The organism is Bacteroides helcogenes P 36-108, from assembly GCF_000186225.1.
GTDB classification, from domain to species: domain Bacteria; phylum Bacteroidota; class Bacteroidia; order Bacteroidales; family Bacteroidaceae; genus Bacteroides; species Bacteroides helcogenes.
On record NC_014933.1, the window covers coordinates 2,498,916 to 2,515,199 of the forward strand.

The 16,284-nt window shown below is 47.2% G+C and carries 13 protein-coding genes and 1 pseudogene; 5 read left to right on the plus strand and 9 right to left on the minus strand.

The genetic code is table 11. The features are described 5' to 3' along the window. Positions 1-3: 3 nt before the first annotated feature. The 5 genes and pseudogenes from BACHE_RS10135 to BACHE_RS17045 all read left to right on the plus strand — a co-directional run. Positions 4-1,047, plus strand: coding sequence for a glycosyltransferase family 2 protein (locus BACHE_RS10135; protein WP_013547604.1), 1,044 nt, complete (start codon positions 4-6; stop codon positions 1,045-1,047). A 1,087-nt stretch (positions 1,048-2,134) separates the two neighbouring features. Next, the gene (locus BACHE_RS10145) at positions 2,135-2,353 is read left to right on the plus strand and encodes a hypothetical protein (RefSeq protein ID WP_187289268.1); all 219 of its coding nucleotides are present in this window, start codon (positions 2,135-2,137) and stop codon (positions 2,351-2,353) included. Between the two features lie 31 nt (positions 2,354-2,384). Next, the gene (locus tag BACHE_RS10150; RefSeq protein WP_013547607.1) at positions 2,385-3,287 is read left to right on the plus strand and encodes a glycosyltransferase family 2 protein; all 903 of its coding nucleotides are present in this window, start codon (positions 2,385-2,387) and stop codon (positions 3,285-3,287) included. A 143-nt stretch (positions 3,288-3,430) separates the two neighbouring features. Further along, positions 3,431-4,960: a lipopolysaccharide biosynthesis protein gene (locus BACHE_RS10155; protein ID WP_013547608.1), complete on the plus strand. Its 1,530-nt coding sequence runs from the start codon at positions 3,431-3,433 to the stop codon at positions 4,958-4,960. Positions 4,961-5,112: 152 nt separating this feature from the next. Beyond that, positions 5,113-5,310: pseudogene (locus BACHE_RS17045) on the plus strand (PD-(D/E)XK nuclease domain-containing protein); the annotation flags it as partial. Here the strand turns inward: BACHE_RS17045 and BACHE_RS10160 are convergent. From BACHE_RS10160 to BACHE_RS10200, 9 genes are read right to left on the minus strand one after another with little or no spacing between them, the layout of a single operon-like run. After that, the gene (locus BACHE_RS10160; protein ID WP_013547609.1) at positions 5,288-6,190 is read right to left on the minus strand and encodes a glycosyltransferase family 2 protein; all 903 of its coding nucleotides are present in this window, start codon (positions 6,188-6,190) and stop codon (positions 5,288-5,290) included. The pseudogene BACHE_RS17045 and the gene BACHE_RS10160 sit on opposite strands and share 23 nt — an antisense overlap. Before the next feature lie 8 nt (positions 6,191-6,198). Next, the gene (locus tag BACHE_RS10165; RefSeq protein ID WP_013547610.1) at positions 6,199-7,116 is read right to left on the minus strand and encodes a glycosyltransferase family 2 protein; all 918 of its coding nucleotides are present in this window, start codon (positions 7,114-7,116) and stop codon (positions 6,199-6,201) included. An 11-nt stretch (positions 7,117-7,127) separates the two neighbouring features. Then, positions 7,128-8,249 (minus strand): glycosyltransferase family protein, encoded by a 1,122-nt coding sequence (locus tag BACHE_RS10170; protein ID WP_013547611.1) that lies wholly within the window; start codon positions 8,247-8,249, stop codon positions 7,128-7,130. Between the two features lie 10 nt (positions 8,250-8,259). Continuing rightward, the gene (locus BACHE_RS10175) at positions 8,260-9,387 is read right to left on the minus strand and encodes a glycosyltransferase family 4 protein (protein ID WP_013547612.1); all 1,128 of its coding nucleotides are present in this window, start codon (positions 9,385-9,387) and stop codon (positions 8,260-8,262) included. Between the two features lie 12 nt (positions 9,388-9,399). After that, positions 9,400-10,590, minus strand: a complete 1,191-nt coding sequence (locus BACHE_RS10180; protein WP_013547613.1) for a glycosyltransferase family 2 protein — start codon at positions 10,588-10,590, stop codon at positions 9,400-9,402. Beyond that, a complete protein-coding gene (locus BACHE_RS10185; RefSeq protein ID WP_013547614.1) occupies positions 10,587-12,065 on the minus strand; it encodes an O-antigen ligase family protein in 1,479 nt (492 codons plus the stop codon). The genes BACHE_RS10180 and BACHE_RS10185 overlap by 4 nt, the downstream gene beginning before the upstream one ends. Further along, the gene (locus BACHE_RS10190) at positions 12,062-14,221 is read right to left on the minus strand and encodes a GumC domain-containing protein (RefSeq protein WP_013547615.1); all 2,160 of its coding nucleotides are present in this window, start codon (positions 14,219-14,221) and stop codon (positions 12,062-12,064) included. Before BACHE_RS10190 ends, BACHE_RS10185 begins: the two co-directional genes overlap by 4 nt. A 7-nt stretch (positions 14,222-14,228) precedes the next feature. After that, entirely contained in the window at positions 14,229-15,068 is an 840-nt protein-coding gene (locus tag BACHE_RS10195) for a TolC family protein (RefSeq protein WP_013547616.1), read from the minus strand. Between the two features lie 36 nt (positions 15,069-15,104). Next, complete coding sequence (locus BACHE_RS10200; protein WP_013547617.1) at positions 15,105-16,271, minus strand: sugar transferase; 1,167 nt, start codon at positions 16,269-16,271, stop codon at positions 15,105-15,107. Positions 16,272-16,284 lie beyond the last annotated feature (13 nt).

The following is a 16,284-nucleotide window of genomic DNA, read 5'->3' on the forward strand; positions in this document are numbered from 1 at the left end:
CTTATGGAAAAGAATGCTCCTGAAATATCAGTTATTGTTCCTGTCTATAATGCCAGGCAATACCTCGCTAAATGCATAGATAGTATTTTGTCGCAGACATTTACCGATTTTGAACTGTTGTTGATAGATGATGGCAGTCCTGATCGCTGCGGGGAAATCTGTGATGAATATGCACGGAAAGACAGGCGGATACGGGTGTTTCACCAAGAGAACAAGGGAGTGAGTGCAGCAAGGAATGTGGGGATGGAGGCTATGACGGGCAGGTATCTGGCTTTTATTGATGCGGACGACTGGGCTTATCCCGATTATTTGCGGTATTTGTATGAGGCGCTGCCGATGAATGGCGGAAGTGGTCTGATCGTTCAGGGCTTTCGTTGTTTTGATGCCAGAGGCGCTGATATGCAGGTAAAATCGCTTCCGAACCGGCTTTATGAAGAGAAAGATTTCGGACGTGCCATCTGTGAATGCAATTTGGCAGAATGGGGATATTCAGCCTCCAAACTATACAAAGTGGATGTTATCAGGAATAATCATTTGAGGTTTGATACTCGAATCCATTGTCTGGAAGATCTGCTTTTCATGTATCGGTATCTTTTTCATTGTGATTATTTGCTTTTAGGCGACAGGCAGGAGTATGCATATATCAGGCATCTCGATTCAATCTCCCATACCATTCGCCCGTTTGATTCTGTATATGCCGGTTTCCGGTTATACCGGGCATTGTTTATTGAGATGCAAGAGCGCTGGCAATTTCCGGCACAAGGGCGTGAAGGCATGATACGGTCTATGATGATGGGCTTTGATTGGTCTTTGAAGACCGATTATTGTCAAAGATATGACGTCCCCCGCAAAACACGGATTTCACATTTGCGTCTGCTTATAAATGATAATTATAGAATGATGTGCAGCCATTATCATCCGGTCTATAAGCTTGACAAGATAGGGAAGATGCTGTTGAAGGCCCGTCTCTATGGCCTGTATGACTGTTATATCGTCTTTTTGATCAGGATGAATATAACATCATTCTTGCATGCACCGCATCCATGACTATTTTATTCACACTAAAGGCATTTAAGTAAATGAATACGATGCTGCACATACCGGAAGGCAGTTACACCTCCTACATAAATAATCCACTTCTGTTCCACTTCCCCCAAAATAGAAGTCAATATTATAGTTGTGGTAATTGCAGATATAGTTTACAAATTTGAATATTCGCCCATTTCACTTTCATTTTTATGCTTCATAATCACGGCTCTTTCTTATGAAAATAAGATAAACACGGCTTTCAAGACAAATATAAATATCTGATATTCACTGCAAATAAATGATATCCAGTTCTGAATAATTGGGTAGGGACTATTATGTGTTCAATTTTTCTTTAAATGAAAGACCGTGTGGTCAGTTCAGCTTAATAAAGTTTAGGTTTAGCTCGCTAAACCTAAACTTGGCGGGTGTAAACCTAAACATTAGCCGCCCTTGCATCTATATGTTCGGCACGAGGAAACTATGTGTCCAACACGAGGGATATATAGTTCCAACGTGAGGGGTCTCTATCTCCAACACATTGCATCTACATATCCCTCACGTTTCATCTGTACATCCGGCACGTTGTAACTATAGATACCGGTTCTTCGTTCATCGTTTCATGGCTTTTCTGCTTTGTATCAAAATCAGCTTACATGAAAGGGGGACTGAAAGGGGGCTGTGTCAATGTACTATCATATGTAATCACCCATGTACAGCCTTATCCAAGCAGATATGAAAGGATGAATCGGGAAAACGACATTCCTGTACATGTGGCGATTTTATCACATAGAAAGTGCCAAGATTATGAATGGGGACATGATTGGAGGAGCTTTCAAGGCTCCTTTCATGGAGTTGCCACGGTATTTCCAATCGCTATGTGTAGATGTAGCTATTTCTGCTATAAAATAGAACTAATTTTGAGAGCTTCACTATTTTTTTATGAAAGAGCCATGACTTTAACGTTGAATTTTATGCTTTTATCCAGAAGAGTTGTTAACTTTGTGAAAAGAAAACCAGATTAATGATAATGAAAGAAGAAGTAGGGGCATTCCTCAGGCTGTTTCATCAGAAGCTGAAAATTTTCCGCATTAAGAGGAGGAGAATAATGAAAAGTCCATTTACCGGAGGCAAGGTCACCTTGCAACAAGAAAAGTCGGAATTGATTTTTCGTAAAGAGAAATTTCAGTATGTATCTCTATATTATCAATGTGAAGATACCAAAGAGAGATTTACCACCACAGAGATTGATGAAATTAACTTGGGGCAGGTCTATAATCAGTATCGTGCAAAATATGGCATTCCAATAATATCGGATGAAGTATGAATGTAACAAATCTTTTAAGGCATTCAAGTAAATGAATACAATTAATTATTCAATAATCATCCCCCATAAGAACATCCCGCAGTTGTTGCAGCGGTGTTTGGATTCTATTCCTCAAAGAGAGGACATACAGATTATAGTAGTGGATGATGACAGTTCTCCGGAAGTGGTGGACTTCTCAAACTTTCCTGGTCAAGACAGGGCAGGAGTGGAGCTCCTCTTTACTAAGGAGGGCAAGGGCGCAGGCTACGCCCGCAACTGCGGACTTGCTCGTGCAAAGGGCAAGTGGTTGCTCTTTGCTGATGCCGATGATTACTTCTTACCGGATTTCATGAATGTGTTGGATGCTTATCGTGATACGGATTATGACTTGATTACGTTCCGGGCGGAGAGTGCCGGTTCTGATACTTTAGAACCGCTTCCGCCTCGCCAGTTGAACTATGACAAGATTGCGGAAGATATGGACTTGGAGATACTGAAGTTCCGCAACGACGTGCCGTGGGCAAAGATGGTGTCTGCAAGGCTGGTACGCGATCACCGCATTTGTTTCGATGAGACAATAGCTGCTAATGATGCCATGTTTTCTGCAAAGGTAGATTATCATGCCCGCAAGGTGGCGGCATGTTCCAAGTCTGTTTATTGTGCTACTGTTCGCGGTGATTCCTTGCAGTATGCTGTGAAGTTAGAAAGCCTTCTTGCCCGTGTGGAGGTTGCTTGCCGATTGAACCGCTTTCTGAAGAATATCGGGCGGGCGGACAAGACGGTGTACAGCTATCGCCGTGTAATGGATTGCCGTAAGCATTTCGGACGCAGGGGATACAGGCGTGCAATGGCTATCTATCTCCGCCGTGAACGTTTGGAAAACATCAGCAAGACCTTGCTGGATTTGCTGAAGTGTAAGTTTCGGAAATTCTTTTGTTTTGCAAATGTAAAATAGCGAGACCTTTAATGAAGAGGAATGGTGATGCCGCAATTTTTGTCCATTTTAATTCACTGTGAAGATAGCTGAAATCTTCAGAAAAGCTTATCTTTGCAGTGCTTAATTTTGAATAGAGAACAATCTGTAAGAAACTGCCGCCCATGTCCGAGTCCCGTCTTCATAAAAGCTACCTCAACGCGCGTGTCAATGTGCTCTTCTACCTCATCACGCTGTTCATCTCTTTCTTCTCCCGCAAGATATTTCTTGAGAAGTTAGGGGCGGACTTTGTGGGCTTGACGGGCACGATGCAGAACTTGTTAGGCTTCCTGAACCTTGCCGAACTGGGTATAGGGGCATCCATCGGCTATGTGCTCTACAAACCTATTTTCGACAAGGATCAAGATAAGATAAAGGAAATAATCTCAGTGCTGGGCTATCTCTACCGCAATGTAGGGCTGCTTATTTTAGGTGCTGGATTACTTCTCGCTTGTTTTTTGCCATATATATTCGCGGATGTCAGCATTCACCTCGGAGTTATCTATTTCGCTTATTTCGCGTTCTTGGCTTCCGCTCTCATCAGCTATTTTATCAATTACCGCCAGACCTTGCTGGGGGCCGACCAGCGCAACTATGTGGTTACCGTTTACTTCCAGACGGCGAATATCGTGAAAGTTTTCCTGCAGATAGCGCTTGTGTGCTATGTGGGCAGCTTTTATCTGTGGATAACTGTTGAATTGTCATTTGGCATTCTGTATTCATTCATATTGAATTGGAAGATTAATCAGGTATATCCGTGGCTGAAGTGCAGTGTGGCGGAGGGTAAGCAGAAGTATCCGGAGAACAAGATTATCGTGCATAAGGCGCGCCAGATGTTTGTGCACAAGCTGGCCGGGATGGGCAGGTCGCAACTGCTGCCCTTTCTGGTCTATGCTTTTACCTCGCTGAAGCTGGTGGCCTATTATGGCAACTATATGCTGCTGCTCACCAAGCTGAATCAGTTTGTGGATAATTTTCTGGGAAGCACCGGGGCAGGCGTGGGCAATCTGATAGCTGAGGGAGACATGAAGCGCATACAGCAGGTGTTTTGGGAGTTGAGTTCATTGCGGTTTTTGATAGCTTCATTCTTGACTTTTGCGCTGTATCATCTGATGGATCCATTCATTACGGTATGGTTGGGAGAGGAGTATATACTGCCGCATTCCGTATTGATTGTTATTCTCACCAATTTCTTCATCAGCCAGTTCAGAGGCACGAACGACCAGTTTATTTTTGGTTATGGACTGTTTCACGATACATGGGCCCCGGTAGCCACGCTGGTCATAACGGTGGTGGTGGCTTTGCTGGGAGGATATTTATGGGGGCTTCCCGGTGTGCTGCTGGGCGATATGGCCAGTTCAATAACCATTATCAGTATATGGAAACCTTATCTTCTTTATAAAGAAGGATTCAAAATGCCGGTGAGGTTGTATTGGAAGAATATTCTTTGTTATTTGCTGCTTGCTGTTCTTTCATGGGGGCTGGCGGACGTTATTCTCTATTTTCTTCCGCTGTCAGAACCTTCCGGGGGATATGGCATGTGGATTGTATATGCCTTGGCATCTTCGCTCGTCTTTCTGCTGATATCGGGTGGAAGCTTCTATTGCTGTTCGCAGGGGATGCGCTCGTTGGTGGGACGTTTCCGGCGTAAATAAAAAAAAGAAGAGGACGCTTCCCTTGTTCGGGGTTGCATCCTCTTGCTTCATTCACTACTTTTCCCGTTTTTTATCACTTGTTTCACGGCTTTGATGCGGTTTTCGATGTGGAAGACCTTTTGATGTAGAACGAGTACGTCGCTCTCTGCTGCATCACCGATAAGGAACTGCACTATCAGAATGTGCTCTTCATCGTATTCAAGCTGAACGGTACGGCGGAAGAGGCACTGCAACAAATCAACGAAAAGTGGTATGCCCTGCCCTTTACCACCGACAGCCGGAAGCTGTTCAGGATAGGGGGGAACTTCAGTGCGCAGATACGGAATATCAAACGCTGGATTGTGGGATGAGGCGCATGCAGATGCCACTCCACGTGCCGCTTATCGCAGCCTTTGCCAATGCGGCTTCTCCGTGCAGCAGGTAGGTCAGCGCCTTTTTAGGTGCAGCCAGAGTCAGGATGTAGAGGCAGGAGAGCAGCTTCCCCGTTCCAGACAGGTTTCTGCGCGCAAACAGCATCCGTGCGCGCGACAGGTAGAACTCCCGCAGCGGCGTGCCTTTTCGAGCCGTCATGCTTTCTTTGTGATAGACCACGGCGGCAGGTTCGTACCATAGGCGGTAGCCTGCTTTCTTTATTTGTACGGACCAGTCCAGTTCTTCGTAAAACAGGAAGTAAACTTCGGTCATGGGACCCGCATCTTGCAGGGCTTTACGGCTCACCATCATGGCGGCGCCATGCAGTGAGGCTGTCTCGCAAGCCACATGGAAACAAGGAGCGTCTTTTTGCATGAACCCGATAGACTCATTGCGCAACGTGACGGGGCTGAGGGGGGTGAAACCTGCATATTGCAGTGTGTCTGGCTGAGCGGCGAACTTCAGCATGGGCGATACTCCGCCGTTTCGTTGCGGATCGGCCTCTATGCGTTGTACCAATGTGTCCAGTATCGGTTCTTTGATGACGGTGTCGTTGTTGATGAAGAACAGGTAGGCTCCTTCGGCCGCTTTCAATCCGGCATTGTTGCCGCCTGCAAAGCCGTTGTTGATGTTCTGCACTACCTTGATACATGGATATTTATGACGTATTTCTTCGGCTTCGGGCAAGTGAGAACCGTTGTCCACAACAATGATTTCATAGTGGGGATAGGTTTCATACTTGCGAAAGGAGTCAATCATTTCGCAGGTGTCATGCAGCCCGTTGTGGTTGATGGTGATGATGGAGATGAGTGCTGTCATGGTCTTTTTTATTTTTTCTTCAGCCAGAATACGGCCCAGTTTCTGAAACAGACATATTTTCCCAGACGCAGGCGTCTGAAGCGACAAACTGTTTCCACTTTTTCGAGGAAAGTCATCCGGTGGCTCGCCCAGATCACGTCGTTCAGGGTATATGACAGGTATTTGTCAATAATAGCCTTCCATTCGAGATGTTGCTCTCCGAGAGTACGTATTTGGGTACATACGGTGGTGTATCCTTCAATGTTGCGCATGCCGAAGTGATTGGTCATGATGGAGTTGGAACGTATTCTTCGTTTGAAGAAGGCTTCGGGAACATAACATACTTTTTGGGAATTTAAATAAATTCTCATAGCAAAAGTGTGGTCTTCATGAATAATGCCGGGATGAAAACAAGTGAAGCATTTCTCCAGAAACAAGCGGTTAACCAAACATAGACAAACAGAAGTGAGATACAGTCGGTTGTTAAGCTCATATTCTAACATCTCGATTCCCGGATGTATGAATTCATCTATTTTTCCTTTTCTACCATAGTGTGGAATATTTTGGCTGTCTGATGATTCCACTAATGGTTCTGCATCGAAGAATACGAAATCCAATCCTTTCTTTTCGCACAAGATGTAACAATGTTGAAGCGCTTGTATATCTAATATATCGTCACTGTCCATGAAATAGATGTATTTGCCGGTGGCATGCAGCAATCCCTGATTACGTGCAACAGACAATCCTTGATTGGGCTGTACGTACCATTTGATTCTTGTATCGCGTTCCGCATATTCTTCGATAATGCTTTGGCTTTCGTCCGTGGAACCGTCGTTGATAAGAATAATTTCCAGCTCTTTTAATGTCTGATTACAGATGCTGTCCAACGTCTCACGTAGATAAGCGGCTGTATTATATATTGGAATAATGACAGAGACTTTAGGCATAGTATCTTATTTTAAGCTTTGATTACATATTCATATACTTTTTTCATTTGCTCTTTCCACGACAAGTGTCGGATAGAGTTTCTGATTTCTTGCGGGGATATGGCTTGATGCTTATAGAAATCTATCAGTTGGCAGATATTTATAGGGCTTTCATCTGCAGGAACCTTTAGTACATAGGGCATGCGGTCAAAGTCATCATCCGTTTCGGAATAGACGAAGCTAAAGCCTCTCGCCGCATATTCCCGGTTTTTCAGTGTCTTGATGTTGTATATGCCGCTGCGATGACGTGCCAGACTGCCCACCGCAAAGTCTGCCTGATTGAAAAGGGTATCTAATTCCTCACCATGCTTGGCCCCGTACAGGGTGACGTATGGCTGCAAATGATATTGGCGGATAGGTGCTTCAATTTCTTCCTCTTCCCGTTTCCCGCTCATTTTTCCTATCAGATGAAAATAGACTTTGTATTCGGGATTACCGGTGTAGTATTCTCCCAATCCTTTCAAGAGACGGTCGAAACCATGCCAGAAGTGAATTTCGGCGACTCCTATCAGGTGGAGTTCCTTACTCGTGTCATGCAGGGGAGAGCGTAGAGGAATGTGGGCAAAATCTATTCCGTTGGATATGCGGATGGTGGGGCAGCCGAATATTTTCTCATCATTGGAGAATGTGACAATGGAATTGACATACTTGCAGAACGCATGGCGGAATAGCTTGTCTGTATAGAGCTGCACTTTTTCCTTGCCGGAAGAGTATTCCTGGTCGTAAGGATAAGTGGGTATCTCCAACAGTATCTTAACGCCTTGCTTCTTCAGCGCTTTCACGAAATGGATGGTGAAAGGGTTGGTGTTGTGATAAGAACGGATATATACACATTGTATCTTTTCTTCCCGGACATACCGCACGATAGGGGCGAACGACAGTCGTTTTTTCAGTTTGGCGGTTATGCCTTTTCCTAAATCGACCAGTACTTTCCCGTCGATCATCCACTGCCTGTCTCCGCTGCCTGTAACCTCATAGTGGCAGGTGCGGACGTCCATTCCACATTGCTTGAGAGCATCTACCTGGTATCTGATTTTCTTACTGATACCATTGTACTCTTGAAATCCGTAAAAGACGAGGAAAAGGGTTTTCATAGTGCAGTTGTTATTTATAGGCAAGAGATTGATATACTTTAATCAGTTCGTCGGCTGTCTTTTCCCATGAAAATTGTTGGGCACGTAACAGCCCATACTCTCGTTGCTTTTGGTAGAGCGTGGCTTCGTTTTCAAGACGCAGCACTGCATCGGCTATTTCTTCCGGCTTGTATGGGTCTGTGGCAAGTATGTCCGGACCGCCTACTTCTGGCATGGAAGAAGTGTTTCCTGTGATAACCGGAGTGCCGCAAGCCATCGCTTCCACCAAAGGAATACCGAAACTTTCGCGCAGCGAGGGGTAGAGGAAAGCGAATGCGGCATTATACAATGTGGCAAGATCGGCATTGCTGATGTAGCCCGGATAATAAAGGTGCTGTTTCAGATTCTCACTGATTCCCTCCTGTTGCAACAGACTGTCTATATAGGTCTCTTTGAGGTCTGCGATAAGTAAGGGACGTTTGACGGATGATTTTTCCAGATAAAGGCTGTAGGCTTTCAACACCCTTGCCGCATTCTTTTTGGGGTCGGTGTTGCCCAGAAAGAATAAAAAGTCTTTCTGAGGGATATAACGGTTGACAATTTGCATATCTATGCTTTCCATAGGGTAGAAATGCTTGTTGTAACCATTGTAGATAGTCATGATGCGATTTGTGGGGATGTTGAGAGCTTTGCGTATGCGGTTACATTCAAAGTAGGAGACTGTAATGATTTTCCGGCATTTTTTCAGAATCCGGGGAACGGTCAGACGGCGATAGTACCAGCCCATTTCCTGATAAAGAGAGGGACTGCGATGTTGCCGGGGCTCCAGATAGATAATGTCGTGAAGTGTCAGTACCAAAGGAACCGGACACCATAGCGGAGCCGTGTTGGACGTGCAGTGCAGCAAATCTACTCCTAAGCGCCTCACAGCCCATGGCAGGGCTATTTGCTCCCAAAGCGGGTAGGTGGGACACGCCACTTCTATGATGGAGAGGTTGGCGGATTCCTCCAGGCAACGGTCTTCGCCCGGAGCGACGATAATGTAATATTCATTGCCGTCATTCCGTTTCTGCAATTCGCGGATGGTTTCCAGTGCTACGAAATCCATGCCGTGCTTGTTGGTACGAAATATCCGTTGGGCTTCTATGGCTATTTTCATGGTATATATCCCTTATTTCTTTTTAGGTAAAAAACGTTTTATGTGGCTGAATATAGCTGTAAATATAAGGACGGGAAGCGACCAGATTGCTTTGCGGAGGCGTCGGCTTACTTCTCCTTCGGGCAGTGCCATGAGGAATGAGAGGATAAGAATGGCAAGCAGTATGTACCATTTGGGAGCTAAAGTCCAGTCCAACAGGGTGACTGCTATTGTGAACAGCAGAATCAGCGCGATAAGTAAGAAGCGGGAAGGAAGCAGCCATTGGAAAAGCTTGAGCGCATAGTCCCATTCACCTTTCAGCAGCACGAGGGGGAGGTATCTCAAGGCAAGGAAGGTACTGGTGTACTGCGCCCGCAGCCACCCCATGCGCTGGGTCTGGTAGCCATCGGCGCTGTCTTCCTTTTTACTGAAACACACCACTTCTTCAAGGTATTCTGTGTAGATGTTTTGTTCCAGCAGAGCCACTTCCATGGTTTTGCTCAGGTCGTGCCCCTTCAGTCCGGGAGCAAGTTCGTGGAACATGGAGAAATCGAATGCCATGGCCGAGCCGATGAGGGCCGAAGAAAATCCCATGCGGGTGTGCGCCATGCGGAAGAGGTTGTTGTTGATCTCCTCGCTGGTGGCGCTGAGCACGGCGATGCTGGTGTTGAGGTTCTCGGTCATACGGTGGGCCTGTATGGAGTCGCAGCCCGAATAGTAGGCATTGTTGAATAGGTTGAGGGCATTGGGCACGATGCGGTTGTCGGAATTGAAGATGATAATCATGTCGTATTCGTCGGGTGCATAGCGCTCCATGACTTGCTGGATGGCATATACCTTGGTGCAGTATTCCTTATCGGGAACCACGATGTTGACGGGCATTTGCAGCAGGATGACAAGATCTTCTTCGGACAGTTGCGTGGCTGCCACGGCAATATCATACTTTTCGCGCGGATATTGCTGGGTGTCCAGAAACTGGTTGATGGATTCGATCACCTCTTTCCCATTGCGGAGCACGGTGAAAAGCACGAGGAAACGGTGCTGCACGGATGCCTCAGGGTAGGGATTCTTGTACTTCCCGAGTGAAAACAGGGCGCAGATGAATATGTAAGCGACCGGAATGGCCAGTAACAGGAACAGGATGGAATCGGTCATCTGCAGTGCGTTGTTGTTTTCATCCATCCACCAGTCCATACTGAATATTGAAAAAATATCTGGTATCATATCGTTGTTTTTTCTTTGGTTGCGGTTAATAATGCTTGTTGTTTTTCCATTGTAAGGCGTTCGTCTATGTATTTTCCGTTCATCAGGATGCCCAGAAACATTATCATCATGGCGCCGGTGGGGAACTGGGTAAAGAATGCGTTGCCGTAGGCGCTGATCATCATGCCGAATATGCCGCAGGCAAGCGCCGTGAGCAGATGGCGGAATTCGGGGTTCCTCACCTTGAACATGATGTAATAGCATCCCCACAGAAGGCTGCCGGCATATATCAGCAGATACAGCGTGATGCCCACTATGCCGGTTTCAGTCCATATCTTTACGTAGGTGGAGTCGTTGGGAATGGAGGTGGTGAGCCTGTTACCGAATTTTCGGGCTTCCACTCCACCCAGCCCGAGCCCTTCGCCGAAAGGCTTGGACCTCAGATACTCGGCCAGCTTTTGCTGGTTCTGCTTCCTCACCAGGTAGGAGGCGTCTTTGCTGGGACGGAAGGCCGTGCGCATGCGGCTTATCATTGTATTGCTCTCTCCTATGTATGTAAAGGCGAAGAATACATAGATGAAGCATCCCGCTATGGCGGCTACACTCATCAGCCTGATGTTCTTGCTGATGAGCGCGAACAGCAGCAGGCCTCCCAGGGGCACTACTATGGCTCCTCTGGTTCCGGTGATGAACATGGAGTACAGTGAAAGCGCAGAGATACAGAGATAATAGACTTTCAGGCCGAACTTCTTGCAGGACAGGGCGACTATGCCGAATACCGTACAGGCAAATCCCATGTTGGATCCGTAGTTGCCCGCATCGGTGAATATTGAAAAATAGCGGGTGATTTGGGGAAGGAGATGGGTCTTGTACATGCCGCTTTCCATCATATAGCCGTATTCGATGGAATCGAAGCCGGCGATCTTCTGGTAAAGGCCTTTCAATATGGCTGCCAGGGTGAGTATGGAGAACAGCAGCACCAGCCGGTTGACCTGTCGATAGGACGTAGCCAGCAGTACCGTGATCAGAGACACCAGAAACGTGTTGTATATGAATCCTCTGGAATAGATCCAGGCTTCTATGGATGCCGTAGGATTGGCCGCTTCGAGCAGGCAATATACGGCCAGTATGGCGCCGCCTATGGTGAGGATGTTAAGCGACTGTTTCCATGGAAAGCGGTAGTGAAGTGCCGTCTGGATGACAATGGCGAGCATGATGCTCCACCAAAGGATGTCCGACAGTACGCTGAGACCGTCTTGACGGCTGTAACGGGCCAGCGGAGTGAAGAAGTAGTTGAATATGAAAAGCAGGAATATGAAACGTTCCGGCTTGCGGAGGTGGATGATGAATATACACAAGAGCACAGGCAGAATCGCTACCAGCCCTACCATTGCCAGGTTTTGGCTCAAGGTGGCCGAAACGATGCAGCCCAGTCCGGTGCAGAGTATGCCGAAAGTCAGGACGGGAGATGATATGTAACTTCGCCTTATGCTCATTTTACGGCGGCTTTTTTAGCAGTCAGTCCCAACTGTGACAGTCGGCTGACGAAACTGTGCATGGGTGTCCGTGGAGGTAAGTCGCCGGTGAAGGCCTCCACCACTTCGCGGTCGGCATTGTTCAAGTAGAGTGCCATCGGGGCATCACCCAGTATTTCTTTCATGGACTTCAAGTTGGCGTCGTCACTTTTGCCCCACAGACGGCAGGCGTTGGCGATGAGTAAATTGAAATCCGCTTGTTTCAATGCGGGCAAAGGCAGGCTGGCGCTGCTCACTGACGGATATTCCACAAGAATGATGTCGGGTATCTGTTCGGCCGAGTTCAGTTGCCAGAAATCGGATAGCTGCTGTGCACGGACGTATTGCTTGTCGTTTGTTTCAAAATCAACGCCGTATTTCACGATGCGCGTGCGGAGCCCTTCGGAGGCCCAATGATCGGCAAAGTATTTGGCAAGGAAGGACTTGCCTTCACGGTCTTCCATGCTGAGCAGATTGATGACGGTGGGCCGTCCGGTTGCCAGATATTTATTGAGCTGGCGGCAGGAGTAGGCTGCTGCGCGGCGGTTGCAGGCTTTCAGGAAGCCCCTGAACTTGAGGTTGCTGATGCCGTTGAATGCGGCGATGACGGGCAGTCCGCTGAGTCGCCGGCTCCGTTCGGCATCACGCAGGGTGCGGTCTATCAGCTCGATCACCAGGAAGTAGAAGGTGATGAATATCAAGCTGCCTATCATGGCGGCTATGACGTAGATCATGCGCTTGCGCCCGTTGTCGGTCAGGGGATATTCGGGCGGGGCGATGATCTGCAGATTGGCGGTGGTCATCTTGATGTTCTGCAGGCGCAGGCGCGCTTCGGACAGTCCTCGGAGCTGCTCGCGGTAGGTGTCTTCGGCTATTCCGATGGCACGTTCCTTGCGTTTTACCTGAGTGCCTACGGGCGAAAATTCCTGATATTGGTTCACGATCTCATCCCGGCGTTCCTGCAGGACTTTCAATTCGGCCTTGGCTTTGGCTTCATTGACGCATGCGGCCAGCCATTCCGTTATCATGTTTTCGATTCCCACTCCCTCTTTGGTGAAGTTATATTCATTGAGGTTATCGGAGATATGGCTGATTTTTTTTTCTGAATTGCGCAAATCCGTTTTGTCCTTCTGCAGCACTTCATTGTTTTGGAGCTCCGTGCCGGTAGAGAATATCTCCTGTTCAAGTATGCTTTGATTTAGGTTCGTGATCTTTTCCAGCTCTTTCAGCAGGTTCGTGTTCTCGCGTATGATCTTGGCGCGGATGTCCATCTTGCTTTCCAGCATTTTGCGGAGTGATATGGCAGATTCATAGGTGCGTTTCGCAAGCTCTTCCCGGTCATCCACCCCATATTTTGTACCTGCCAGTGATTTGGTCTGCTCATCATAATTGATGACCTGCTTCTCGACGTTATAGAACATTAAGTCGTCTTCCTCGTTGTTCAGATTTTTTTTGGCGAGTCTTACCTGTTCCTCAAAATAGGCTATCACATTGTTGGTAGCGCTGAAACGGAGAATTTCGTAAGCTTTAATCAGTTCATCCTCCAGAATTTTGATGGTGTTTTGTGTGATGCCGGGATCGGCGCTGGTATAGGTGAAGCTGATCAGGTCGCTGACTCCCAGACGCTTTACCACTATCTGGTCGAGGGCGCTGAAGCTGTAAAAGGCCACCGGACGGCTATACATGGCATAGATGAAATTGGAAGGGTTCTCCTTGCGGTATTTTTGCAGCTTTTCGATGGTTTTGTCCAATGACGAACGGTCCACCAGCGCCAGCACTTCTTTGGGAGTGGTTTGCAGCAGTTGGCGGTAATGCTTTGCCTGAATGTACATGTTGTCTTGCCATTCTTGCCCGTAAACCAAGCTGGTGGCAAGCAGGCGGAGCGAGACTTTCTCCAATGTGTTTTTGGATTTGGATATATTGATGAGATTGTCGAAAATGCTGCTGATATTCTCTACTTTGCTTCCGTCAATATTGACGACATTGGTGACACCCGCATAGATATTGCTGTTTACAGTATAGCTGAATGGCAGAAACTGGGTGAAGTAGGCCACCAGTGCCGTGACAATAAAGCCGCCCCATAGCAGCCAGTAACGGATGCGATAGAAGAATTGCGCTATGAACTGTATTATATCCATGATGAGTCTATTTCCCTTTTATTATTTTTACATTTGTCAGCATTTCAAGCAGAATGATCGCATTGTGCAGGGAAACCCTTGCTTCGGCGTAAGACGTCACTGCACCCGAACGCCGTGCGCGCTCCAATGACAAAGATATGATGTCAATCTTTCCCTGTATGAAGTTGTTCTCCGAAATCTTCATCTGAGCATTGTACAGGGCCGCATTTTCTGCCTTGGCCTTGATGGTGGCCAACTGGGCCGTCACATTATTATACGCCTCCAGTACCCTGAGTTTCCGTTCTTCCATCACTTCCTCCTGCGTATGTTGCAGTTGCTCTATGCTGTAACGGTAATTCTTCAGCCTGAGAGGACGGTTGATCAGGTCGCCGAGCCCGACGCTGAAACTGGCGCCTACATTGAAGGTGTGGCGGCTGCTTGCCGTGGTCGATTGATACCAGTCATTGAACGTGTCGCTGTTGTCATTCAATACGTTGTAACGTCCGTACGAGTAATTTCCGTTCAAGCGGATGTAATTCCACCAGTTCCGCTTTTCTATGCGGTATTGGTTTTTTACCTGTTCCACTTGGCTTTGCGCGCGTTTCACGGTGGCGTTTTCTGTCACTGCGTCTATGAATACAGAGAGGGGAGGCAGTTCAAAGCCCTCTGTATAGCTTTGTATGGTTTGTGAGCTTTGTCCGGAAATAGTTTTTTCGAGTGCGGTATCGCTTTCCTTTAATGTTTCCAGAATCTTGATCCGTTCCTCGCGCGTCGTCTCTTTCTGGGCGTAGGCAGGATGAGGCGGCAGGAGCAGGAGAAATGCCGCTGCGCAGAGAAATGGTAAGAAGTATGTATGGTTTGTTGTCATTCCGGATGCTTTTTTGCTTTTGATTTTAAACTCTGGCTATACGTTCTCTTTTTGCACGAAAGCCGTTACCGTTTTGATGAGAATCTTCATGTCCATCCATAATGAAAATTCCTTGGCATACTTGATGTCCAGTTGCTTTCGCTCTTCGGCGGACATTTTTCCGGCTCCGCCGCGCTTTTCCACCTGCCACAATCCGGTGAGTCCAGCCGGCGCCATGAACCGTTCGATGTAGGCGTCGCTGGTCAGCAGTTCCGCTTCGTAAAGGGGAAGGGGGCGGTTGCCCACAATGCTCATGTCACCTTTCAGCACGTTGATGAGCTGGGGCAGTTCGTCTATGCTGTATTTGCGGATAAAGCGTCCTACGCGAGTGACACGGGGGTCGTTCTCTATCTTGATAAATGTATTTTTTTTTTCTTGCGATTTCTTTTTCTGGAATTCTTCTTCGGAAATCACGAAATCATCCGAAATCAGCAGAGTGGCTTCTTCCTCCGGAGTGCCTTCGAGGTCCTCGAAGCGGATGTCCGGTTCTTCGTCTGTAATTTCTTCTTCCATTCTGTATTGGTTGAGGACGTTCAGCTCTTTCAGCCGCTTGTCGGCATTGGCGTACATGGAACGGAATTTGAGAAAGTCGAATATCTGGTAGTTGCTTCCCACGCGTTCGGACTTGTAGATTACCCTTCCCTTGCTTTCCACACGGATGGCTATGGCCGTGGCAATGAGTAGCGGTGACAGCACGATGAGTACCGCCGCTGCAAAGAGTACATCGAAAGTGCGCTTCCACAAAGGCAGCCGGAAAGTATTGAGCTGCCGGCGATGGGACTGGCAGAACTCTTGCAGTTTGCTTTCTTTGCGCGTTTTGAGGTATTGTGTCATTTTTTGGATGGCGTTTTCGTTGGCCAGGGGAGACAGTGTGTTGTTGACTCCGGCCTGCAAATAGCATTTACGATCCTGCTCCTGAAGTGATTCGGTGATAAGGATTATATATACGCGCGGAAAACGCTTGTGCAGCAAGGATATGGTTTCACAGTCTTTTTGAATGTCGGTTTGCTCGTAGAGGATGGTTGTATTATACCGTTCACGGATGCCGTCAATGACTTTTGCAGCCTTGTTGTAGGAAGAAACGGCCATGAATATGCCGCTTGTGATTTTGCCCAAATGGTCGATGATGATATGGTTGTTTCCTATGTAAATATAATATAACATATCCTTTTATGTT